Annotated in this window: 23 protein-coding genes; 2 read left to right on the top strand and 21 right to left on the bottom strand. The window is 71.7% G+C overall.

The window, feature by feature from the left end; all coding sequences use genetic code 11:
- Positions 1-15 precede the first annotated feature (15 nt).
- From pyrH to rpsB, 3 genes are all read right to left on the bottom strand, one after another.
- The gene (gene pyrH, locus ACFCY7_RS03210; protein WP_376480836.1) at positions 16-783 is read right to left on the bottom strand and encodes a UMP kinase; all 768 of its coding nucleotides are present in this window, start codon (positions 781-783) and stop codon (positions 16-18) included.
- Between the two features lie 163 nt (positions 784-946).
- On the bottom strand, positions 947-1,783 hold the full coding sequence (tsf, locus tag ACFCY7_RS03205; protein ID WP_376480834.1) for a translation elongation factor Ts: 837 nt from the start codon (positions 1,781-1,783) through the stop codon (positions 947-949).
- Positions 1,784-1,885: 102 nt separating this feature from the next.
- Positions 1,886-2,782 carry a 30S ribosomal protein S2 gene (gene rpsB, locus ACFCY7_RS03200; protein WP_376480832.1) on the bottom strand — a complete coding sequence of 299 codons (897 nt, stop codon included), beginning with the start codon at positions 2,780-2,782 and terminating at the stop codon, positions 1,886-1,888.
- 253 nt (positions 2,783-3,035) lie between these two features.
- Here rpsB and ACFCY7_RS03195 point away from each other — a divergent pair, with 253 nt between their 5' ends.
- Complete coding sequence (locus tag ACFCY7_RS03195) at positions 3,036-3,509, top strand: murein hydrolase activator EnvC family protein (protein WP_376480830.1); 474 nt, start codon at positions 3,036-3,038, stop codon at positions 3,507-3,509.
- Here the strand turns inward: ACFCY7_RS03195 and ACFCY7_RS03190 are convergent.
- From ACFCY7_RS03190 to ACFCY7_RS03110, 17 genes are all read right to left on the bottom strand, one after another.
- Complete coding sequence (locus tag ACFCY7_RS03190) at positions 3,490-4,056, bottom strand: TetR/AcrR family transcriptional regulator (RefSeq protein WP_376480952.1); 567 nt, start codon at positions 4,054-4,056, stop codon at positions 3,490-3,492. The two genes, ACFCY7_RS03195 and ACFCY7_RS03190, sit on opposite strands and share 20 nt — an antisense overlap.
- A 53-nt stretch (positions 4,057-4,109) precedes the next feature.
- A complete protein-coding gene (gene whiG / locus ACFCY7_RS03185) occupies positions 4,110-4,946 on the bottom strand; it encodes an RNA polymerase sigma factor WhiG (protein WP_376480828.1) in 837 nt (278 codons plus the stop codon).
- A 239-nt stretch (positions 4,947-5,185) separates the two neighbouring features.
- Positions 5,186-6,250: a DNA-processing protein DprA gene (dprA, locus tag ACFCY7_RS03180; RefSeq protein ID WP_376480950.1), complete on the bottom strand. Its 1,065-nt coding sequence runs from the start codon at positions 6,248-6,250 to the stop codon at positions 5,186-5,188.
- A gap of 413 nt (positions 6,251-6,663) precedes the next feature.
- On the bottom strand, positions 6,664-8,277 hold the full coding sequence (locus ACFCY7_RS03175; RefSeq protein WP_376480826.1) for a YifB family Mg chelatase-like AAA ATPase: 1,614 nt from the start codon (positions 8,275-8,277) through the stop codon (positions 6,664-6,666).
- A complete protein-coding gene (locus ACFCY7_RS03170) occupies positions 8,277-8,642 on the bottom strand; it encodes a YraN family protein (protein WP_376480824.1) in 366 nt (121 codons plus the stop codon). The genes ACFCY7_RS03175 and ACFCY7_RS03170 overlap by 1 nt, the downstream gene beginning before the upstream one ends.
- Positions 8,643-8,785: 143 nt before the next feature.
- The gene (locus ACFCY7_RS03165; RefSeq protein ID WP_005311352.1) at positions 8,786-9,094 is read right to left on the bottom strand and encodes a DUF2469 domain-containing protein; all 309 of its coding nucleotides are present in this window, start codon (positions 9,092-9,094) and stop codon (positions 8,786-8,788) included.
- A 55-nt stretch (positions 9,095-9,149) separates the two neighbouring features.
- Positions 9,150-9,677: an NUDIX hydrolase gene (locus ACFCY7_RS03160; RefSeq protein ID WP_376480822.1), complete on the bottom strand. Its 528-nt coding sequence runs from the start codon at positions 9,675-9,677 to the stop codon at positions 9,150-9,152.
- Positions 9,674-10,438 (bottom strand): signal peptidase I, encoded by a 765-nt coding sequence (gene lepB / locus ACFCY7_RS03155; RefSeq protein ID WP_376480820.1) that lies wholly within the window; start codon positions 10,436-10,438, stop codon positions 9,674-9,676. Before lepB (ACFCY7_RS03155) ends, ACFCY7_RS03160 begins: the two co-directional genes overlap by 4 nt.
- A 55-nt stretch (positions 10,439-10,493) precedes the next feature.
- A complete protein-coding gene (gene lepB / locus ACFCY7_RS03150; protein ID WP_376480948.1) occupies positions 10,494-11,399 on the bottom strand; it encodes a signal peptidase I in 906 nt (301 codons plus the stop codon).
- On the bottom strand, positions 11,368-12,369 hold the full coding sequence (gene lepB / locus ACFCY7_RS03145; protein ID WP_376480818.1) for a signal peptidase I: 1,002 nt from the start codon (positions 12,367-12,369) through the stop codon (positions 11,368-11,370). The genes lepB (ACFCY7_RS03150) and lepB (ACFCY7_RS03145) overlap by 32 nt, the downstream gene beginning before the upstream one ends.
- Positions 12,362-13,138: a signal peptidase I gene (lepB, locus tag ACFCY7_RS03140; RefSeq protein ID WP_376480816.1), complete on the bottom strand. Its 777-nt coding sequence runs from the start codon at positions 13,136-13,138 to the stop codon at positions 12,362-12,364. The genes lepB (ACFCY7_RS03145) and lepB (ACFCY7_RS03140) overlap by 8 nt, the downstream gene beginning before the upstream one ends.
- A 69-nt stretch (positions 13,139-13,207) precedes the next feature.
- On the bottom strand, positions 13,208-13,558 hold the full coding sequence (gene rplS / locus ACFCY7_RS03135; RefSeq protein WP_017235933.1) for a 50S ribosomal protein L19: 351 nt from the start codon (positions 13,556-13,558) through the stop codon (positions 13,208-13,210).
- Positions 13,559-13,684: 126 nt separating this feature from the next.
- A complete protein-coding gene (trmD, locus tag ACFCY7_RS03130) occupies positions 13,685-14,506 on the bottom strand; it encodes a tRNA (guanosine(37)-N1)-methyltransferase TrmD (protein WP_376480813.1) in 822 nt (273 codons plus the stop codon).
- Positions 14,503-15,060, bottom strand: a complete 558-nt coding sequence (gene rimM, locus ACFCY7_RS03125; protein ID WP_362572502.1) for a ribosome maturation factor RimM — start codon at positions 15,058-15,060, stop codon at positions 14,503-14,505. Before rimM ends, trmD begins: the two co-directional genes overlap by 4 nt.
- A 119-nt stretch (positions 15,061-15,179) precedes the next feature.
- Entirely contained in the window at positions 15,180-15,419 is a 240-nt protein-coding gene (locus ACFCY7_RS03120; protein WP_005311361.1) for an RNA-binding protein, read from the bottom strand.
- A gap of 2 nt (positions 15,420-15,421) precedes the next feature.
- Positions 15,422-15,865: a 30S ribosomal protein S16 gene (rpsP, locus tag ACFCY7_RS03115; RefSeq protein ID WP_015036470.1), complete on the bottom strand. Its 444-nt coding sequence runs from the start codon at positions 15,863-15,865 to the stop codon at positions 15,422-15,424.
- A gap of 154 nt (positions 15,866-16,019) precedes the next feature.
- Complete coding sequence (locus ACFCY7_RS03110) at positions 16,020-16,613, bottom strand: hypothetical protein (RefSeq protein ID WP_033204778.1); 594 nt, start codon at positions 16,611-16,613, stop codon at positions 16,020-16,022.
- A gap of 413 nt (positions 16,614-17,026) precedes the next feature.
- Here ACFCY7_RS03110 and ACFCY7_RS03105 point away from each other — a divergent pair, with 413 nt between their 5' ends.
- Complete coding sequence (locus ACFCY7_RS03105) at positions 17,027-17,752, top strand: class I SAM-dependent methyltransferase (protein ID WP_376480809.1); 726 nt, start codon at positions 17,027-17,029, stop codon at positions 17,750-17,752.
- Positions 17,753-17,761: 9 nt separating this feature from the next.
- Here the strand turns inward: ACFCY7_RS03105 and ftsH are convergent, their stop codons facing one another.
- Positions 17,762-19,684, bottom strand: coding sequence for an ATP-dependent zinc metalloprotease FtsH (gene ftsH, locus ACFCY7_RS03100; protein WP_376480807.1), 1,923 nt, complete (start codon positions 19,682-19,684; stop codon positions 17,762-17,764).
- Positions 19,685-19,799 lie beyond the last annotated feature (115 nt).

Here is a 19,799-nt window from a genome sequence, read left to right as displayed (position 1 = left end):
TTCCCGGTTCGGGTGTCAGGCCCGGGTGCCCTGGTCGCTCACGAGCGTGCCGATCTTCTCACCCTTCACCGCGCGAGCGATATTGCCCTCGGTGAGCAGTTCGAAGACGAGGATCGGGAGGTTGTTGTCCCGGCACAGGGTGATGGCGGTGGCGTCGGCGACCTTGAGGTCGCGGGAGAGCACCTCGCCGTACTCGAGGGCGTCGAACTTGACCGCGTCGGGGTTGGCCTTCGGGTCGGAGTCGTAGACGCCGTCCACGCCGTTCTTGCCCATGAGCAGGGCCTCGGCGTCGATCTCCAAGGCGCGCTGGGCGGCGGTGGTGTCCGTGGAGAAGTACGGCATGCCCATGCCCGCACCGAAGATGACCACACGGCCCTTCTCCAGGTGGCGCACGGCGCGCAGCGGGATGTACGGCTCGGCGACCTGGCCCATGGTGATGGCGGTCTGGACGCGGGAGTCGATGCCCTCCTTCTCCAGGAAGTCCTGGAGGGCGAGGCAGTTCATCACGGTTCCGAGCATGCCCATGTAGTCGGAGCGGGCCCGGTCCATGCCGCGCTGCTGGAGCTCGGCGCCGCGGAAGAAGTTGCCGCCGCCGATCACCACCGCGATCTCGGCGCCGTCGCGGACGACCGCCGCGATCTCACGCGCGATGGCGTGCACGACGTTGGGGTCGACACCCAGGCCGGTACCGCCGGAGAAGGCTTCTCCGGACAGCTTCAGCATGTAGCGGCCGGCCTTTTTGCCGTTGTTGTCGTCGTCGCCCTGTACGGCGCCCTGGTTCATGGAGATCTCCTCGTGCACATACGAAGGAGGCCATTGCCTTGGGTCCTCGCGGTATCCCGTACGGCAATGGCCTCCTCGTCAGATCTGCGGTCGTCCTGCGCGGGCGCGGACGACTGCCTCAGACCCTACCGGGGTCCGGTGTCCGTCGCGTTCGCGTACGGACTCAGATGCCGACCTTGATGCGGGTGAAGCGCTTCAGGGTGACACCGGCCTCGTCCAGGATCTGCTGGACGGACTTCTTGTTGTCAAGGGCGTACGGCTGACCGAGCAGCGTCGCGTCCTTGAAGAAGCCGTTCACGCGACCCTCGACGATCTTCGGGAGCGCGGCCTCGGGCTTGCCCTCGGCGCGGGTGGTCTCCTCGGCGACGCGACGCTCGGTCTCGACGACCTCGGCCGGAACGTCCTCACGGGTGAGGTACTTCGGCGCGAAGGCGGCGATGTGCTGGGCGACACCCTTGGCGACGGCGGCGTCGGCCTTGTCGAACTCGACGAGGACACCGATCTGCGGCGGGAGGTCCGGCATCGTGCGGTGCATGTACGCGAAGACGAAGCCGTCGGCGTACTGCGCGAAGCGGTCCAGGACGATCTTCTCGCCGAGGTTGGCGTTGGCCTCGTCGACGAACGCCTGCACGGTCTTGCCGGCCTCGATCTCGGAGGCGAGCAGCGCGTCGATGTCGGCCGGAGCGGTGGCGGCGACGTGCGCGGCCAGCTGGTTGGCGACGGCCTGGAACTTGTCACCCTTGGCGACGAAGTCCGTCTCGCACTTCAGCTCGACGAGGACGCCGGAGGTGTTGTCGTCGGCGATGAGGGAGACCACGGCGCCGTTCTCGGCGGAGCGGCCCTCGCGCTTGGCGACACCCTTCTGGCCCTTGATGCGCAGGGCCTCGACGGCCTTGTCGACGTTGCCGTCGGCCTCGTCGAGGGCCTTCTTGCAGTCCATCATGCCGGCGCCGGTGAGCTCGCGGAGCTTCTTGACGTCAGCGGCGGTGTAGTTCGCCATGAGTCTGTTTCTCTCTCGAAGTCTGAAAGATCGGGCGGGTCCACGGGTGGACGGCGGGGGCTTCGTGGGCCCCCGCCGTCGTCACCCGAAGGTCCTGAAGGGTCAGGCCTGCTCGGCGTCCGCGGCCGGAGCCTCGGTGGCCTCGGCAGCGGCCTCGGCCGGAGCAGCCTCGGCCGGAGCGGCCTCGGCGGCGGGGGCCTCGACGGTCTCGTCGGCCTTCTTCTCGCCCGCGAGCAGGTCGCGCTCCCACTCGGCGAGGGGCTCGCCGGCGGCCTTCTCGCCCGGCTTCGAGTCACCGGTCGCGGCACCGGAACGGGCGATGAGGCCCTCGGCGACGGCGTCGGCGATCACGCGGGTGAGCAGGGTGACGGAGCGGATCGCGTCGTCGTTGCCCGGGATCTTGTAGTCGACCTCGTCGGGGTCGCAGTTGGTGTCGAGGATCGCGACGACCGGGATGTGGAGCTTGCGCGCCTCACCGACGGCGATGTGCTCCTTCTTGGTGTCGACGATCCAGACGGCGCTCGGCACCTTCTGCATCTCGCGGATACCACCGAGGGTCTTCTCCAGCTTGGCCTTCTCGCGGGAGAGGACCAGGAGCTCCTTCTTGGTGAGGCCGGAGGCGGCCACGTCCTCGAAGTCGATCTGCTCGAGCTCCTTGAGGCGCTGCAGACGCTTGTAGACGGTGGAGAAGTTGGTGAGCATGCCACCGAGCCAACGCTGGTTGACGTACGGCATGCCGACGCGGGTCGCCTGCTCGGCGATGGCCTCCTGGGCCTGCTTCTTCGTACCCACGAACATGATGGAGCCGCCGTGCGCGACGGTCTCCTTGACGAACTCGTAGGCGCGGTCGATGTACGACAGCGACTGGAGCAGGTCGATGATGTAGATGCCGTTGCGCTCGGTGAAGATGAAGCGCTTCATCTTCGGGTTCCAGCGACGGGTCTGGTGACCGAAGTGGACGCCGCTCTCCAGCAGCTCCCGCATCGTGACGACGGCCATGGCCATCTCCTTGGTTTTCTCGGTTGTGTTCCTGACGCCCCGGCGCGCCATGCCCACGAGGGACCGAAAGGCGCTGCCACGGCCGGTGAGGGCAGTGGCGGGGCGTGCGAAGTCGACCCGGTGACCCGGGTCGCCATAGGAAGTGTACGGGACCCCGGGAGCGACGGGTGACGACCCCGTCCACAACCGACGAGTAGTCCACAGAAACCGTCGCGGAACCGTCTGAACCGGTCAGCCGGTGAAGCCTTTCCCCATGCACCTCACCGCACTGCTCCTCGTCCTCGGGCTGCTCTGGCCGGTGGGCCCCCCGCCGCCGGAGATCGTCCGCGGCTGGCAGCCGCCGCCCGGCCCCTACGCGGCCGGCCACCGGGGCGTCGACCTCGCCGCCGCACCGGGCGCGCCGGTCCTCGCCCCCGCCTCGGGGACGATCTCCTTCGCGGGCCCGGTCGGCGGCCGCGGGGTCCTCACCCTCACGCTGCCGGGCACGGGCACTCCCCCGCTCCGGACCACCTTCACCCCGGTCGTCCCGCTGCTGGGGGCGGGCGCCCGGGTCCGCGCGGGCACCCCGATCGCCCGGGTCGCGCCCGGCACCCATTGCCCGGAGTCGTGCCTCCACTGGGGGCTGCTGCGCGGCGGGACGTATCTGAACCCGCTGCTCCTGACCGACCGGCCGCCCTCACGGCTGCTGCCGCTCGGGGAGAGACGGGTCAGGCCGTGGCGCCGTTGACGCCGTGGAGGGCCATCGAGACCGCGGCCTCGGCGATCTCCTCGGGGTTCTCGGCGGCGCCGAGCTCGATGCGGCGGACGGCCGCGTCGACGACACCCTGGAGGAGCATCGCGCCGAGGCGGGGCTGCGGCTGGCCGAGGGCGGCGAGGGCTTCGACGATCATGGCGACGAGTCCGCCGTGGGCGGCGCGGATCTTCTCGCGGGCTCCGTCGTCGAGCTCGCTCGCGGAGATGGCGACGACGGCCCGGTGGCGGCGGTCCCCGACCAGCTCCAGCTGCTTGCGGACGTAGGCCTCGACCTTGCCGCCGGGCGTCGCGGCACCGGCCATCGCGGCCTCGACCTCGGCGGCCCACACGGGGAAGTCGACGGCGCAGAGCTCTTCGACGACGGCCGCGCGCGACCGGAAGTACTCGTACACGGAGGAACGGGCGAGGCCCGTGCGCTCGGCGAGGGCGGGGAAGGTCAGCGCCTCCGTCCCGCCCTCGGACAGCAGGGATCGCGCGGCGTCCAGGAGGGCGCCGCGCTGCATCGTCCGGTGCTCGGCCACCGAGGCCGCTCGAATCCTGGGCACGGCTCCACTGTACGACCGGCCCCGGACGCTCAGCGTCCGACGTCGGCCAGCTTGGCCCGCAGTTGCAGGACGGATTTGGTGTGGATCTGGCTGACGCGGCTCTCGGTGACGCCGAGGACGTTCCCGATCTCGGCGAGGGTGAGGCCCTCGTAGTAGTAGAGGGTGACCACGGTCTTCTCCCGCTCGGGGAGCGTGTTGATGGCGCGGGCGAGCAGTCGGCGCAGCTCGCGGCCCTCGGCGACCTCGACGGGGTTGTCGGCGGCCGTGTCCTCCAGGGTGTCCATCAGGGAGAGCCGGTCACCCCCCTCGCCGCCCACGTGCAGCAGCTCCTCCAGGGCCACGACGTTCGCCAGGGACAACTGGCTGAAAACCGCGTGCAGTTCCTCCAGCGTGATGCCCATCTCCGCGGCCACCTCGCTCTCCGAGGGGGTGCGCCGGAGCTGGGCCTCCAGGGTGGCGTAGGCGCGCTCGACGTTGCGCGCCTTCTGCCGGACGGAGCGCGGGATCCAGTCCAGCGCCCGGAGTTCGTCGATCATCGCGCCGCGGATACGGGTGATGGCGTACGTCTCGAACTTGATCGCCCGCTCGACGTCGAACTTCTCGATGGCGTCGATGAGGCCGAAGACCCCGGACGAGACGAAGTCGGCCTGTTCCACGTTGGACGGCAGACCCACGCTGACGCGTCCGGCAACGTACTTGACGAGCGGCGAGTAGTGCAGGATCAGCTGCTCCCGCAGCCGCTCGTCGCCCGTGTCCTTGTACGACCGCCAGAGTTCGTCGAGCGACGTCGGTGCGGGCGGTCGCACGGTGCCCCGAGCTGCTGGGGGCACCGCAGCGCGGTCAGACCCGGAGGTGTGCTGGGGCATGCGTTGCCTTGAGCCGTTCTGCTGTCGGGTGTGTCGGTGTGGGTGTCCTGGTGGGAATTCTGGTGAGCGTAGCGTGAGTGCGCTGTCGCGGTGCGCGAACATCGGCGGATCGCGCCGCTCCGGGTGGACGCCGTCGGTCGCATCTTCGAACCCGGGCCGTGGCGCGTGTCGGCCCCTCGGGTGCGGCCGAGAGAACTCGATTGTTCATCGCCTCAACCCTTTCACCCGAATGCTCCAGGTCAAGTACCGCCTCGCCGCGCGTTCGACGGCGGAGTGGTCCCGTTCGTCAACCTCCAGCCCTCTCCCTGACGTTCGACGAAGCCGAGCGAGTGGAGTTCGTACAGCTTGGCGAGGGTGTCGTCGGGGGTGGTTCCCGCGCGGTGGGCGATGACGGCGGCGGGGGTGGGACCGCGGGCGGGTACGGCTTCCAGGACGTGCGCCGCGGCGGGGGCGAGGAGGTCCCTGGGCAGGACGGGGCCTCGGCGGGCCGGGGCGAGCTGGCCCATGTCGCCGACGAGTTCGATGATCTCGTCGGCGTCGGTGACGAGGGTGGCGTCGCCGCGCAGCAGTTCGTGGACACCGGCGGAGAGGGCGCTGGTGACGGGTCCCGGTACGCCCATGACGTGGCGGCCGAGCCGGGCGGCGGCGCGGGCGGTGACGAGCGAGCCGCTGCGGTGCTGGGCCTCCACGACGACGGTCCCCCGGGTGAGGGCGGCGATGACGCGGTTGCGGAGGATGAAGCGGCTGGGGGTCGGGTGACTCTCGGGCGGCAGCTCCCCGATCACGAGTCCCTGCTCCGCGACGCGGCGGATGAGCCGGTCGTGGCCCCGGGGGTAGGGGGTGTCGACCCCGCAGGCGAGGACGGCGGCGGTGGCCCCGCCCGCGGCGAGGGCGCCGCGGTGGGCCGCGCCGTCGATGCCGTAGGCGGCTCCGGAGACCACGACCCAGCCGTGCCGGGCGAGGCCGGTGGCGAGGTCGGCGGCGGTGTGCGCGCCGTACGGGGTGCAGGCGCGGGCGCCGACCAGGGCGACCGAGCGCAGGGCCCAGGCACGCAGGTCGGCGGGCCCCCGGACCCAGAGCCCGACGGGCCGCGCGTCGCCGAGGTCGTCGAGTTGCCTGGGCCATTCGGTGTCGCCGGGGATGACGAAGCGGCCGCCGAGGCGGTGCACGGTGTCGAGGTCCCTGGCGGGCTCGGCCGCGCCGACGCGGCGCCGCCAGCCGTCGACCCGCCGCGCGCCGGTGCCGGGGAACAGGCCGTCCCCGGCCGCGTCGCCCGGGACACCGAACAGGGCGTCGCCCTGCACTCCGCCCCGCACGCCGTCCCGCGCTCCGTCTCGCACGGCGTCCCGGCACCCGTCCGAGTGTTCGTGCGCGCGCTCGGCCGGGTGCTCGATCCGATAGTCAGCCGGACACTCGGACCGACGCTCGGCCAGGTATTCGGACCGATGCTCAGGCCGTTGCCCAGGCGGCCGGTGCTCAGGCGGCCTGTGCTCGGCCGGGCACACGGGCCCGTGCTCGGGCCGGCGCTCGGCCGCGTACTCGGCCCGGCGCTCGCCCCGGCACTCACCCCGGCCCTCGGGCCCGTAGTCGGCCGGGTGGAGGAGGCGGTCCAGGAAGGCGGGGGCGCCGAGGAGGCGGAGCCAGCGGCCGGCGTGCTCGTCGCCGGGTTCGACGGCCCGGGTGAGGGCGGCCCGCGCCATGCGCTCGTCCGTGGTGGTCACGCGTACTCCCCCGCTCCCACGGGCACGCCGCGCGCGATGCCGGTGCGCAGTTCGAGGGCGAGGGCGATGTCCTGGCTGTCGGGCCGGTCGTGCCCGACGAGGTCGGCGACGCTCCAGGCGACGCGGAGGACCCGGTCGAGGCCGCGGGCGGTGAGGAATCCGCGCTCGATGTCGCGCTCGGCGGTGGCGAGCGCGCCGGGGGCGGCGAGGTAGCGCGTACGGAGTTCGTGTCCGGGGATCTCGCTGTTGACGTTCCAGGGGGTGTCCGCGAGGCGGGCCGCCGCACGGTCCCTCGCCTCGCGGACGCGGTCGGCGACGGTGGCGGTCGTCTCGCCCCGGCAGCCCTGGCCGAGGAGGTCGGCGCGGGTGACGGGTTCGACCTCGACGCGCAGGTCGACGCGGTCGAGCAGCGGCCCGGAGAGCCGCGCCTGGTAGCGCCGGATGAGAGCGGAGGGGCATTCGCAGCCGGAGCCCTGGAGGGTGTGGCGCCCGCAGGGGCACGGGTTGGCCGCGAGGGCGAGCAGGAAGCGGGCCGGGAGCCGGACGACGCCGGCGGCGCGGGCGATGACGACGTGCCCGGATTCGAGGGGTTGGCGGAGCGCGTCGAGGACCTTGCCGGAGAACTCGGGTGCCTCGTCCAGGAACAGGACTCCGCGGTGGGCGAGGGAGACGGCGCCGGGCCTGGGCAGGCCGTTTCCGCCCCCGACGAGGGACTGCGTGGTGGCGGAGTGGTGGGGCGCGCAGTAGGGGGCGCGGCGGACGAGGGGCTCGCCGGGCGGGAGGATGCCGGCGACGGAGTGGACGGCGGTGACTTCGAGGGATTCCTGTCGGGTGAGGGGCGGGAGGATGCCGGGCAGCCGTTCGGCCAGCATGGTCTTACCGGCGCCCGGTGGGCCGGAGAGCATGAGGTGGTGGCTGCCGGCGGCGGCGATCTCCAGGGCCCGGCGGGCCCGGTGCTGGCCCGCGACGTCGGCGAGGTCGGGCCCTTCGGCGGGGTCGGCGGCGAGTCCGGTGCCGATGCCGGCGCCGGGGACGAGCAGTCCGGCGAGCATGGCGTCGGGCCTGCCCTCCTCGGTGGTCTCCTCCTCCGGCACGGGTTCGTCGGTGAGGACGGCGATGAGCTGCCTGAGGCTGCGGACGCCGAGGACGGAGATGCCGGGGACGAGCGCGGCCTCGCCGGCGGTCCGCTCGGGGACGACGACCTGCCGGTAGCCGGCGTCGGCGGCGGCGAGGACGGCGGGCAGGACGCCCCGGACGGGCCGGACGCGTCCGTCGAGTCCGAGTTCGCCGATGAGGACCAGGTCGGCGATGGCGCGCGGGTCGATGCGCTCGGCGGCGCCGAGCACCGCCGCGGCGACGGCGAGGTCGAAGCCGCTTCCGCCCTTGGGGACGGAAGCCGGGCTGAGTCCGACGGTGAGCTTCTTCTGGGGCCATTCGGCACCGGAGTTGACGACGGCGGCGCGGACGCGGTCCCGGCTCTCGCTGAGGCTCTTGTCGGGGAGGCCGACGAGGGTGAAGGCGGCGACACCGGGTTCGAGGTCGGCCTGGACCTCGACGACGACGCCTTCGACGCCGACGAGGGCGACGGAGCAGGTGCGGGCGAATCCCATCACGCCACCCCCTGGGCGTGGGTGAGGACGGGGCCGCCGCGCCGGGGCAGGACGATGCCGACGAGGTCGATGCGGACGCCGCCGGCGGGGGCCGGGGTGCCGCTGCGGTCGAGCCAGCAGTCCGCGAGGCGGCGGAGCCGGTCGGCCTTGCGGGGCGTGACGGCGGCCATCGGGTGTTCGTACGCGCCGTGACGTCGGGTCTTGACCTCGCAGATGACGAGGGTGTCGCCGTCACGGGCGACGATGTCGATCTCGCCGGTGCGGCCGCAGCGCCAGTTGCGGGCGAGGATCTGCATGCCGGTCGCGGTGAGCCGGCGGGTCGCCAGCTCTTCCCCGTACCGTCCGAGGGCTTGGGTCTTGTTCATGCGGTACCACCTCCGTCACCGACTGTGACGGAGTGCGGCGGACCGCGTGGGGCGCTGTGGACGGCCGGGGGGCTGTGGAGAACGGCGTCACTCCCGAGGGTGATGTCCCGCCCTCCGGCGTGCGCCGTCCGCTTCTCGTGGGTTCAGCTGCCGGGGAGTTCGAGGTCGCTCTTGTTGAGCTCCTCGATGTTCACGTCCTTGAAGGTGAGGACGCGGACCTGCTTGACGAACCTGGCCGGCCTGTACATGTCCCAGACCCAGGCGTCGGCCATGCTGACTTCGAAGAAGACCTCGCCCTGGACCGAGTGCACCTGCATCTCGTAGTCGTTGGTGAGGTAGAAGCGCCGCTCGGTCTCGATCACGTATTTGAACAGCCCGACGACGTCGCGGTACTCCCGGTAGAGCTTCAGCTCCATCTCGGTCTCGTACTTCTCGAGGTCCTCGGCGCTCATGGCATGTTCCCCTTCAGCCGTGCGTCCCCCTATTGTGCGCCAGCCGTGCGCGCCCCTAAACGATTTCCGGGGCGAGAACCACCGGTGCACTCGGAGGTCCCTCGTCGAGCAGCCTGTGCAGCAGTTCGGCGAGCCTGGTCGGGTACACCGTCTCACGCGCCGCCGACAGTTCGGCGGATGTCCACCATCTCAGGCCCGCCAGACTGCGGGTCTCCAGCTCCGTGAGGGCCTGCGGCCCGGGCACGGGCCCGGTCCCGCGGGTGCGGGCGAGGTAGTACCACTCGTCCTGGTCCCAGCGGCGCCCGTCGAAGGGGAAGGAGCAGTACCGCTTCCACAGCACCGGGCCGAGCTCGACGTCGGTGATGCCGGTCTCCTCGGCGAGCTCGCGCAGCGCCGCCTGCTCCCGCGTCTCCTCGCCCTCCAGGCCTCCGCCCGGGGTGAACCACCAGGTGTCCGCCGGGTCGTCCGGCTCGTACCCGTGCATGAGGAGGATGCGGTCGTCGGGGTCGAGCAGCACGACCCGCGCCACCCGCCGCGTACCGGCGCCTCCGTCCGTCTCCGCGTCCGCACCGCGTTCCGTCACGCGCCCACCTTCTCCCGCTCGGCGGGCCGTCCTCCGGCCGGCCGCCGGGCCAGCCGCCGGGCCACCGGCCCGTACGCCGCCCCCGCGAGGATCAGTACACACCCGGCGACGATCGCCGTGAAGAGGGCCTCGAAGGGGCCCGGCCGCGAAATGCCGCCGGGGAGGTCCGCGTAGCCCTTCGGGGGCTCCAGGAGGCCCTTGGCGGGCCAGACGACCGCGTCGACCCTGCCGATGACGGTGGAGCGCGGCACGGTGCCCTGGCCGGCCTCCTCCAAGTGCGTGCGGGAGTCGAGCGAGGTGTGCCGGTCGTCGCCGAGGAGGAACAGGCTGCCCTCCGGGACGGTCACGGAGAACTCCTTGTCCGAGGCGACCGCGCGCCCGCTGATCCCCGGCCTCAGGTACGGCTCGACGACCGGCTTGCCGCCGACGGTCAGCCGCCCGTCCGGGTCGCAGCAGGCGACGGTGTCGCCGCCGACGGCGGCGACCCGCTTGACCATGGGCGAGTCGCCCCAGAGGGGGTCCTTGAAGACGACGACGTCGCCGCGGCGCACCTCGTCGCCGTCGATGCGCTCGGCGAGGATCTTGGACCCGACGTCGAGGGTCGGCGTCATGGAGTCGGTGGGGACGGTGTACGGCTGGTAGAGCAGCGCTCCGCCGACGAAACCGCCGAGGAACAGCAGACAGCCGACGGCCACGGCCAGCCCCGACAGCACGCTGCCGAGGCGGCCGCGGCCGCCCTGGGTCCCTGATTTTCCGCTCATGTGCAACCCCAGATGGTCTGTCGACGGTCCGGGACGGCACCCTACCCGCGGGTTGCTACTCGGCGGTATGCCCCGAGGTGCGCTTCTTCCGGCGCCACAGCACCAGCGGCAGCGCTCCGGCCAGGCTCGCCGCGCCGACGGGGGCGGCGGCCAGGGCCTGGTTGAGGGCGGGCTGGTCGAAGATGTCCGGGACGGGGAGCGTGGCCCAGCGGGTCACCGGCCAGGCGATGACGACGGCACGGCCGACGACCTCGTCGTTGGAGACGGTGCCGCCACCCGGCAGCTGCTGGTGGAAGCGCGAGTCCAGCGAGTTCTGCCGGTTGTCGCCCATGACCCAGATCCGGCCCTCGGGGACCTTGATCGGACCGAACGAGTCCTGGCAGGGCACGGAGCCCGGGTAGAGGTACGAGGTCTCGTCCAGCGCCACGCCGTTGAGGACGACCTTGCCGCCCTCCTTGCAGGACACGGTGTCACCGCCGACGGCGATGACGCGCTTGATGAGGTCCTTCTCCTCGGCGGACGGCATGAGGCCGATGAAGCTGAGGAACTTCTGCACGACGTTGGGCTTGGGTGCCTCCTGGCCCTCCAGCCAGCCGCCCGGGTCGTGGAAGACGACGACCTCGCCGCGCTCGGGCTCGGAGCCGAACCAAGGGGTCAGCTTGTCGACGAGAACCCGGTCGCCCTTCTGGAGGGTGTTCATCATCGACTCCGAGGGAATCGAGAACGCCTGCACCAGGAAGGTCTTGATCAGCAGGGCGAGCACCAGGGCGATGCCGACGAGGAGCGGCAGTTCCTTCCAGAAGGAACGCTGCTTCTTCGGGCCCCTGGGCCCGTCCGCCGCGTCGTCGTCGTCGTGCGACACCTCGTCACCCGTCACGTCGTCACCCGTCACACCATCGCCGGTGGCCTCGTCGGCCCTCTTCTCGGGCTCATCGTGTCCGGATCGTGCGCCGACGGCCAAATCCCCCACATCCACTCCTCAATCCGTGCGAACGCCTGCCCCGGAACAGGGACAGGCCCACCACTCCCATAACGAGCAGAAGTTCCGCAGGGGTCGGGAGCCCGGGCAATCCGTTCAGATTCCGCTGGGACACACTATGCGACAGACCGAGCGTCGACTCGGAACTCGCACTGGTGTCCGCCCCGGCATCCGGCACCGCGCTGAACGTCTGCCGCTCCTCCAGGCGCCGCCAGTGCGCGAAGGGCCAGGCGATCACCACGGCGCGCCCCACGACCTGCTCCTCGGAGACGGTGCCGTGGCCCTCCTCGTCCAGGTGGAAGCGGGAGTCGGCCGAATCGGACCGGTGGTCGCCGAGGACGAAGATCCGCCCCTGCGGGACCTTCACCTCGAAGGGGATCTCGGACGGCTGGTTCCCGGGGTGCAGGTACGGCTCGTCCAGCGGTACGCCGTTGACGGTGAGCCGCCCGTCCTTGTCGCAGCAGCGGACGGTGTCGCCGCCGACCGCGATGACCCGCTTGATGAGGTCCCGGTCGTCGGCCGAGGGCAGCAGTCCGATGAAGGTCAGCGCCTGCTTGGCCTGCTTGATGCCGATCGGGTCGTCGGCGGGCGGCGCGGCGTCGTGCTGGAGCCAGGTGCCGGGGTCCTTGAAGACGACGACGTCGCCGCGCTCCGGGCGGGAGCCGAACCACGGGGTGAGCTTGTCGACCAGGACCCGGTCGTCGATCCGGATCGTCTGCTCCATGGAGCCGGAGGGGATGACGAACGCCTGGACCAGGAAGGTCTTGAGGACGAGCGCGATGAGCACGGCCACCGTGATCAGGACGGGGATCTCCCGGATCGCGGAGCGCTGCCGGCGCCGCTTGACCTTGCGGGCGAGCTTGCGCCGCTCTGCGCGGCCGGGCAGGGCCGGGCCCTGGGCGGCGTCTCCGCCGCGGGCGGATCCGCCGGCGGGACGGCCGCGGCTACCCATGGGCCCCCGCCCCGTGTCCGCCGGCCGGCGGGGCCGGTACGGCACCGAAGGCGCCCGTGTCGGGCAGGGCGGACCAGCGGCCGAAGGGCCAGGCGATCCAGCCGGCGCGTCCGACGACCTTGTCGACCGGGACCATCCCGCCGCCGGGGTTGCCCAGGTGGTCGCGGGAGTCGCTGGACTGGCTGCGGTGGTCGCCCATGACCCAGAGCCTGCCCGGGGGGACGACGATGTCGAAGGCCACGCTGGACGGCTGGTCGCCGGGCATCAGGTAGCGCTCCTGGACGGCGACGCCGTTGACCGTGATCCGGCCGTCCGCGTCGCAGCAGACCACCCGGTCGCCGCCGGTGCCGACGACCCGCTTCACGAAGTCGGTCTCGGCGGGCTCGGCGAGCCCGAGGGCGGCCCCGGCGCCGCGCAGGAGTCCGGTGACCGGATCGCCCTCCGGTTCCTCCCGTACGAAGGAGCCGGTGCCGTCGAAGACGACGACGTCGCCCCGGCTCGGCTCGGTGCCGAAACGGTACGCCAGCTTGTTGACCAGGATCCGGTCGCCGACCTGGAGCGTCGGTTCCATCGAGCCGCTGGGGATCAGGAAGGGCTGCATCACGAAGTGGCTCAGGAGCAGCAGGAAGGCCATGCAGGCGGCGCCCACGGCGGCCGTCCGCCGCCACGAGGGCGCGGTCCTGGAGTCCTCGGAAACGCGCGCGGAGCGCGACCCCTCCTCCGTGTCGGAAGAGGGGTCGCGCTCCGGGTGCTGTGCTTCGGTGTCCATCGCTGGCAGAGCCTATCCGGCGAGCCTGTGCGCGGACCGGGAAGCGTCGAGCGTGCCGGGAGCCGAAGCTCAGCGGTCGCGCTTCTCCTTGATCTTGGCAGCCTTGCCGCGCAGCTCACGCAGGTAGTAGAGCTTGGCGCGACGGACGTCACCGCGGGTCACGAGCTCGATCTTCTCGAAGATCGGGCTGTTCACCGGGAAGGTGCGCTCGACGCCGACGGAGAACGAGACCTTGCGGACCGTGAAGGTCTCGCTGACGCCCGAGCCCTGGCGGCGGATGACGACACCCTTGAACTGCTGGATGCGGGAGCGGCTGCCTTCGATGACGCGCACGTGGACGTTCACGGTGTCGCCGGGGCGGAAGGCGGGGAGGTCGGAGCGGAGCGCGGCCGCGTTGACCTGGTCGAGCAGGGAGGCCATGGAGGTCTCTTTCCTCGCTGATGCCACAGGTCATCAGCGGTACGTTCGGATGATCGGGGTGCCGTACGTCTCTGGCGGCGTCGTTCCCCCTGTGGCAGGGGCGCACGCCGGACGGACGACAGCGGCCTATTCTTCCACGTCTTCGAGCCTGCGCCAAAATCGGCCGCCGGGCTCGGGCGCCCACCCCATCATCGAGAGGATCTCGCGGTCCTTCTTGTCGAAGGCCGCCGGATCGCAGCGCTCGATGAGGTCGGGCCGGTGGGCGGCGGTGCGCCGGAAGGCCTCGTCGCGCCGCCAGCGGGCGATCTTGCCGTGGTGCCCGCTGAGGAGGACGTCGGGGATGCCCCGGCCGCGCCACTCGGGGGGCTTGGTGTAGACGGGGCCCTCCAGGAGGTTGGCCATGGCCCCGGGCGCGAAGGAGTCGTCGCGGTGGGACTCGGCGTTGCCGAGGACACCGGGCAGGAGGCGGGCGACGGCCTCGGTGACGACGAGGACGGCGGCCTCTCCGCCGGCGAGGACGTAGTCGCCGATGGAGACCTCGTAGACGGGCATCCGGGTCGCGTACTCGTCCATGACGCGGCGGTCGATGCCCTCGTAGCGGGCCGGGGTGAAGATCAGCCAGGGCCGCTCGGAGAGCTCGACGGCGAGCTCCTGGGTGAAGGGCCGGCCGCTGGGGGTCGGGACGACGAGGACCGGGCCGCGGGCGCCGCCCTCGTAGCCGTCGGCGAGCGCCTGGTCGAGCGCGTCGCCCCAGGGCTCGGTCTTCATGACCATGCCGGGGCCGCCGCCGTACGGGGTGTCGTCGACCGTGTTGTGCCGGTCGTAGGTCCAGTCGCGCAGGTCGTGGACGTGGACGTCGAGCTGCCCGCGCGCGCGTGCCTTGCCGACGAGGGAGACGTTCAGCGGTTCGAGGTACTCGGGGAAGATCGTGACGACGTCGAGCCTCATGCGTCGTCACCCTGCTCGGCGTCGCGGGAGGAGACGATCTCGGCGCGGTCGTCGATGAGGCCGGGCGGCGGGTCGATGACGGCCCGCTGCTCCTCCAGGTCGATCTCGGTGACGATCTCGGAGACGAAGGGGATCATCAGCTCGGTGCCGTCGGGCCGCTCGACGATGAAGAGGTCCTGGGACGGCAGGTGGGAGATCTCGGTGATGCGGCCGATCTCGGTGCCGTCGGCGAGGACGACGTCGAGGTCCATGAGCTGGTGGTCGTAGTACTCGTCCTCCTCCTCCGGCAGTTCCGCGGGGTCGATCTCGGCGATGAGGAGGGTGTTGCGCAGGGCCTCGGCGGCGTTGCGGTCGCGGACGCCCTCGAAGCGCAGCAGCAGCTTGCCGCTGTGGACCTTGCCGGACTCGATGGTCAGCGGCCCGGCGGAGGCCGGGTCGGTCAGCAGTACGGCTCCGGGGCCGAGCCTGAGCTCGGGCTCGTCCGTCCGCACCTCGACGGTGACCTCGCCCTTGATCCCGTGGGCGCGGCCGATCCGCGCGACTACCAGCTGCACTGCTCCACACTCTCCTGTCACACAGCTCGTACGACGAAAAACGACAACGGGCCGGGGCGGGCTCGTAAGCCCTCCCCGGCCCGTGCCGGCACATCATTCAACCGATGTGGCCGACTTGCTCAGCGGACCTGGTCCACGTCGACGAGGTCGACTCGGATTCCACGGCCGCCGATGGCGCCCACGACGGTACGCAGCGCGCGTGCGGTGCGGCCGTTGCGGCCGATCACCTTGCCGAGGTCGTCGGGGTGCACCCGGACCTCAAGCACGCGGCCACGACGCAGGTTGCGCGAGGCGACCTGCACATCGTCGGGGTTGTCGACGATGCCCTTCACGAGGTGCTCGAGAGCCTCCTCGAGCATGCTCAGGCCTCGGTCGACTCGGTCGACGCGGCCTCGGCCTCGTCAGCCTTCTTGTCGGCCTTCTTGGCCTTGGGGGTGATGGCCTCACCCTTGTCGTCGCCGCCCTCGAGGGTCTTCGCGAACTCGTCGAACGAGGCGCGCTTCGCCTCCTTCGTCGCGGGGACGAGCAGCGCCTTCTCGGGGGCCGGCAGGCCCTTGTGCTTCTGCCAGTCGCCGGTGAGCTTGAGGATGGCGAGGACCGGCTCGGTCGGCTGGGCGCCGACGGACAGCCAGTACTGCGCACGCTCGGAGTCGACCTCGATACGCGACGGGTTGTACGTCGGGTGGTAGAGGCCGATCTCCTCGATCGCGCGACCGTCGCGGCGGGTGCGCGAGTCGGCGACGACGATGCGGTAGTGCGGCTGGCGGATCTTACCGAGGCGCTTGAGCTTGATCTTGACTGCCACTGGAGTGGTGTCTCCTGGTCTTGACGTGGTTGGGCACTTGAGATGCCACGTGGGGTTGCGGTACTCGGATGCCCGATGGACGCGTCAGCCGGAGGAGAGAGGGGTCCTATGCGACTGTCGAGTACAGCTAGCCATTGTGCCACACGCCGCCGGGTCAGGTGGCGGCGCCCACCGTCTCCGGGATCCGGAAGGGCTTGCCGCAGCCGCCGCAGACGATCGGGGCCTGGGCCAGCACGGACGGCACCACGCGCACGTTCCGTCCGCAGTCGCAGACGGCCTTGACGCGCACGCCGCCGCCCGAGGAGCCGTGCCGGGCGGCCGGTCCGCGGAAGGAGCGCTTGGTGTCGGCCGCGGTGGCGACCGTGTGGGCCTTCAGGGCCCGCTGGAGCCGCTCGATGGTCGGCCGGTAGCGGCGCCTCGCCTCCGGGTTGAGCGTGACCAGGGAGAAGCCGCTGCTCGCGTGCGGCTCCTCGGGGTGGTCGAGGCCCATCTCCTCGGCGATCGCGAGGAATCTGCGGTTGTGATAGCGGCCGGCGCGGGAGGTGTCGCGGACCCCCCGGGCGGCGGCGATGCCGTGGACTGCCTCGTGGAGCAGTCGTTCGAAGGAGAGTTCGGCGCCGCAGGCGGACGAGGACTCTCCGATCAGGGACTCGGGCGCGGCAAGATCCGGCAGCTCGGGGTGGTGCCGCTGAATGTCGGCCCACGCCTGTGCCAGCTCTGCGGCGAGAACAGGTGGTGTCGTGCTCACGTCGCGTACAACGAGCCGAAGTGCCCCCGGGTTCCATTCCGGGGCATCCCAAATATTTTGCACGTACCCGTCAGTTGCCGTTGATGCGTCCTGACGAGGGCCAGTGCGCCGATCTGCGGAGAAGCCGCGCAGGGAGCGTCAAGCTGGTGCGTAGTAGCGCATACGCCCCGGCGCGTAGCCGCGGTACGTGCGCCCCCCGGAAGCGCCTCTTCGGCCCCGGTCCCGAACCCGGACCGCGTCCGGCCCGGAGTGTTGCAGGGACATTACCGGGTCCGGGTGCGGGACCGCGCACCGCCCCTCCCCGGCCCCGCCCCCGGGCGAATCGGTCCGGCGCGAGCACTGGACGCCGCCCGGGATGCGCAGTTCCCTGACTACGGGGGGCTGTCGTCCAGGCACGGATTGGGGCTCTTTCCATGACACCTACGCTCGTCCCGCACCACCCCGCGCGCGACTGGGCCGAGATCCAGGAACGCATGCTCGTCCCGCTCTACGAGGCGGTGTACGAGCGCCTCGGCGTGGGAGCCGGCTCCCGCGTCCTCGGCCTCGGCTGCGGCTCCGGCCTGGCCCTGCTGATGGCGGCGGCCAGGGGCGCGCGGGTGGCCGGAGTGGACCGGGACCACGCGCGCGCGGAGCTCGCCAGGGAGCGGCTGCCGGAGGACGTCGTGGTCGCGGAGGACGTGCCCGAGGACCTCCCGTACGACGTCTTCACGTTCTTCCACGCGACCGACGGGATCCTCCCGGAGCTGATCGCCCTCACCCGTTCGGCGCAACCGGGCGCGACGGTCGTCCTCGGCGGCTGGGGATCTCCGGAACGGTGTGCCACGGAGCCGGTCCTGCGGGTCGCGGCCCGCCTCGCGGACCGCCCGCCGGGGTTCCGGGCCGACCTGGACGGCCTGGCGGCCGCCGCGGGGCTGCGCCAGGACGGCTCCGGCCGGGTGGCCTGCCCCTTCGGGTACGCGAGCGAGGGCAGCGCGGTGCGCGGGCTGCTCTCGACGGGCGCGTTCGACGAGGCCGTACGCGCCACCGACCTGTCGCAGGTCGAGAAGGAGATCGCGGAGGCGCTCGCGCCGTACGTCCGCGCGGACGGGACGGTCTGGATGCCGACCGTCTTCCGCTACGTCGTCGCCAGGGTGCGATGACGCGGCGGCTCAGGACTCCTTGCGCAGCCGCGTGATCCCCGCCGCCCGGTAGGCCGCGTCCTCCTCCAGGGTCTCGTTCGCGAGGAGGGCCTCGGCCAGGGCGTCCAGCTGGTCGCGGTGCTCACGGAGCTGCCGTACCGCGCTCTCGTAGCACTCGTCGACGATCCGGCGCATCTCCTCGTCCACCGTGTCGAGGGTCGCGGGGGCCGCCGACAGGCCGTACGCCTGCTGGGCGTCGCTCGGGATGGCGGTGAGGCGGCCGACGCGCTCGCTCATGCCCCAGCGGCCCACCATCCCCCGGGCGATGTTGGTGACCTGTTCGAGGTCGTTCTCGGCGCCCGTGGTGATGACGCCGAACACGACCTGCTCGGCCGCCATGCCGCCGAGGGCGCCGATGATCCGGCCGCGCAGGTAGTCCTCGGTGTACGCGTACTTGTCGGAGTCCGGGGTCGACAGGGTGACGCCGAGGGCCCGGCCGCGCGGCACGATGGTGATCTTGCGGACCGGGTCGGCGCCCGGCTGGAGCATCCCGAGCAGCGCGTGCCCGCTCTCGTGGTACGCGGTCCTGCGCCGCTCCTCCGCCGGCATCACCAGCGGCCGCTCCGCACCCAGCTGCACCTTCTCCAGGGCGTCGGAGAGATCGGACTGGGTGACCGCCTCCTGCTCGCGCTTGACCGCGAGGAGCGCGGCCTCGTTGGCGAGGTTGGCGAGTTCGGCGCCCGTCATGCCCGGCGTCGTCCGGGCCACGTGCTCCAGGTCGACGTCCCGCGCGAGCGGGATCTCCCGGGTGTGGATCCTGAGGATGGCCTCGCGGCCGCCCCGGTCGGGCGGGTTGACGTGGACGATCCGGTCGAAGCGGCCCGGCCGGGTGAGGGCGGGGTCGAGCACGTCGGCGCGGTTGGTGGCGGCCAGGACGATCACGCCCTCGGACCCGGTGAAGCCGTCCATCTCGGTGAGGATCTGGTTGAGGGTCTGCTCGCGCTCGTCGTGCCCGCCCATCCCGGAACCGCCGCCGCGCGCCCGGCCGATGGTGTCGATCTCGTCGATGAAGATGATCGCGGGCGCGACCTTGCGGGCCTCGGCGAACAGCTCGCGGACCCGGGAGGCGCCGACGCCCACGATCATCTCGATGAACTCGGAGGCGGAGGCCGAGAAGAACGGCACCCCGGCCTCGCCCGCGACGGCCCGGGCCAGCAGGGTCTTGCCGGTGCCGGGAGGGCCCGCGAGGAGCACGCCCCGCGGCATCTTGGCGCCCATCTCGCGATAGGCCTGCGGGTTCTTGAGGAAGTCCACGACGTCGTTGAGCTCGCCCTCGACCTCGTCGATGCCGGCGACGTCGGCGAACGTCGTGCGCTTGCCGCCCTCCAGCTCCACCGGCTTGGGCGGGGTCTTGCGGCCGAGCATGCCACCGGCCCCGCCGCCCATGCCCGCGCTCATCCGCCGGGCGATGAACACCCACAGCACGATGAGCAGCAGCATCGGGGCGAGCGAGATGAGCAGGTTGGCGAGGAAGCTGCGCTCCTTGACGACCGGCTCGGCGGTGACCACCACGTTCTGCTTGGTCAGCTGCGCCCACAGGTCGTCGTCGGCGAACGCCGGCCGCTGGGTGGTGAACTTGGTGTAGTCGCCGTCGCCGTCGGGGACGGGCTGCTTGTTCTTCAGCTGCCCCTGGATCGCGTCGCCCTTGGAGTAGATCTTCGTGACGTTCCCGGCCGCGACCTGCTTGTCGAACTCGGTGTACGAGATCGTCGGCCCGTCGCCGTCGTTGAAGAACGACAGGACGATGTTGGCCAGCAGGTACACGACGAGCGCGGTGAGGATGAGGCTGCCCCAGCTCCCCGGCATGCGCTTCTTCGGCGGCGGGGGTGGCGGGGCCCCCTCCGAGCGCCAGGGCTGATCGGTCCGGTCGCGCGGGGGTACGGGGTTGGCCACGTGGCTCTCCTCGGGGCGGCAGTGGCCCCAGTATCGAAGAGCGGGACGAACCCGGCATCGCGGGCGGTCCGCGGGGGTGAAAAGGGGCCCGGGGCGGTTTCGCACCGCCCCGGGC

The sequence above is a fragment of the Streptomyces sp. NPDC056361 genome (genome assembly GCF_042262805.1).
Classification (GTDB): domain Bacteria; phylum Actinomycetota; class Actinomycetes; order Streptomycetales; family Streptomycetaceae; genus Streptomyces.
The sequence above is the reverse complement of the archived record's forward strand: the minus strand, read 5'-3'. Positions and strand labels throughout refer to the sequence as shown.

Bases quoted from the DNA above. Each gene is read 5' to 3' on its own strand.
- pyrH (WP_376480836.1), bottom strand. From the start codon at position 783: ATGAACCAGGGCGCCGTACAGGGCGACGACGACAACAACGGCAAAAAG.
- tsf (WP_376480834.1), bottom strand. From the start codon at position 1,783: ATGGCGAACTACACCGCCGCTGACGTCAAGAAGCTCCGCGAGCTCACC.
- rpsB (WP_376480832.1), bottom strand. From the start codon at position 2,782: ATGGCCGTCGTCACGATGCGGGAGCTGCTGGAGAGCGGCGTCCACTTC.
- ACFCY7_RS03195 (WP_376480830.1), top strand. From the start codon at position 3,036: ATGCACCTCACCGCACTGCTCCTCGTCCTCGGGCTGCTCTGGCCGGTG.
- whiG (WP_376480828.1), bottom strand. From the start codon at position 4,946: ATGCCCCAGCACACCTCCGGGTCTGACCGCGCTGCGGTGCCCCCAGCA.
- ACFCY7_RS03175 (WP_376480826.1), bottom strand. From the start codon at position 8,277: ATGGGATTCGCCCGCACCTGCTCCGTCGCCCTCGTCGGCGTCGAAGGC.
- ACFCY7_RS03170 (WP_376480824.1), bottom strand. From the start codon at position 8,642: ATGAACAAGACCCAAGCCCTCGGACGGTACGGGGAAGAGCTGGCGACC.
- ACFCY7_RS03165 (WP_005311352.1), bottom strand. From the start codon at position 9,094: ATGAGCGCCGAGGACCTCGAGAAGTACGAGACCGAGATGGAGCTGAAG.
- lepB (WP_376480820.1), bottom strand. From the start codon at position 10,438: ATGAGCGGAAAATCAGGGACCCAGGGCGGCCGCGGCCGCCTCGGCAGC.
- lepB (WP_376480818.1), bottom strand. From the start codon at position 12,369: ATGGGTAGCCGCGGCCGTCCCGCCGGCGGATCCGCCCGCGGCGGAGAC.
- lepB (WP_376480816.1), bottom strand. From the start codon at position 13,138: ATGGACACCGAAGCACAGCACCCGGAGCGCGACCCCTCTTCCGACACG.
- rplS (WP_017235933.1), bottom strand. From the start codon at position 13,558: ATGGCCTCCCTGCTCGACCAGGTCAACGCGGCCGCGCTCCGCTCCGAC.
- trmD (WP_376480813.1), bottom strand. From the start codon at position 14,506: ATGAGGCTCGACGTCGTCACGATCTTCCCCGAGTACCTCGAACCGCTG.
- ACFCY7_RS03120 (WP_005311361.1), bottom strand. From the start codon at position 15,419: ATGCTCGAGGAGGCTCTCGAGCACCTCGTGAAGGGCATCGTCGACAAC.
- ACFCY7_RS03105 (WP_376480809.1), top strand. From the start codon at position 17,027: ATGACACCTACGCTCGTCCCGCACCACCCCGCGCGCGACTGGGCCGAG.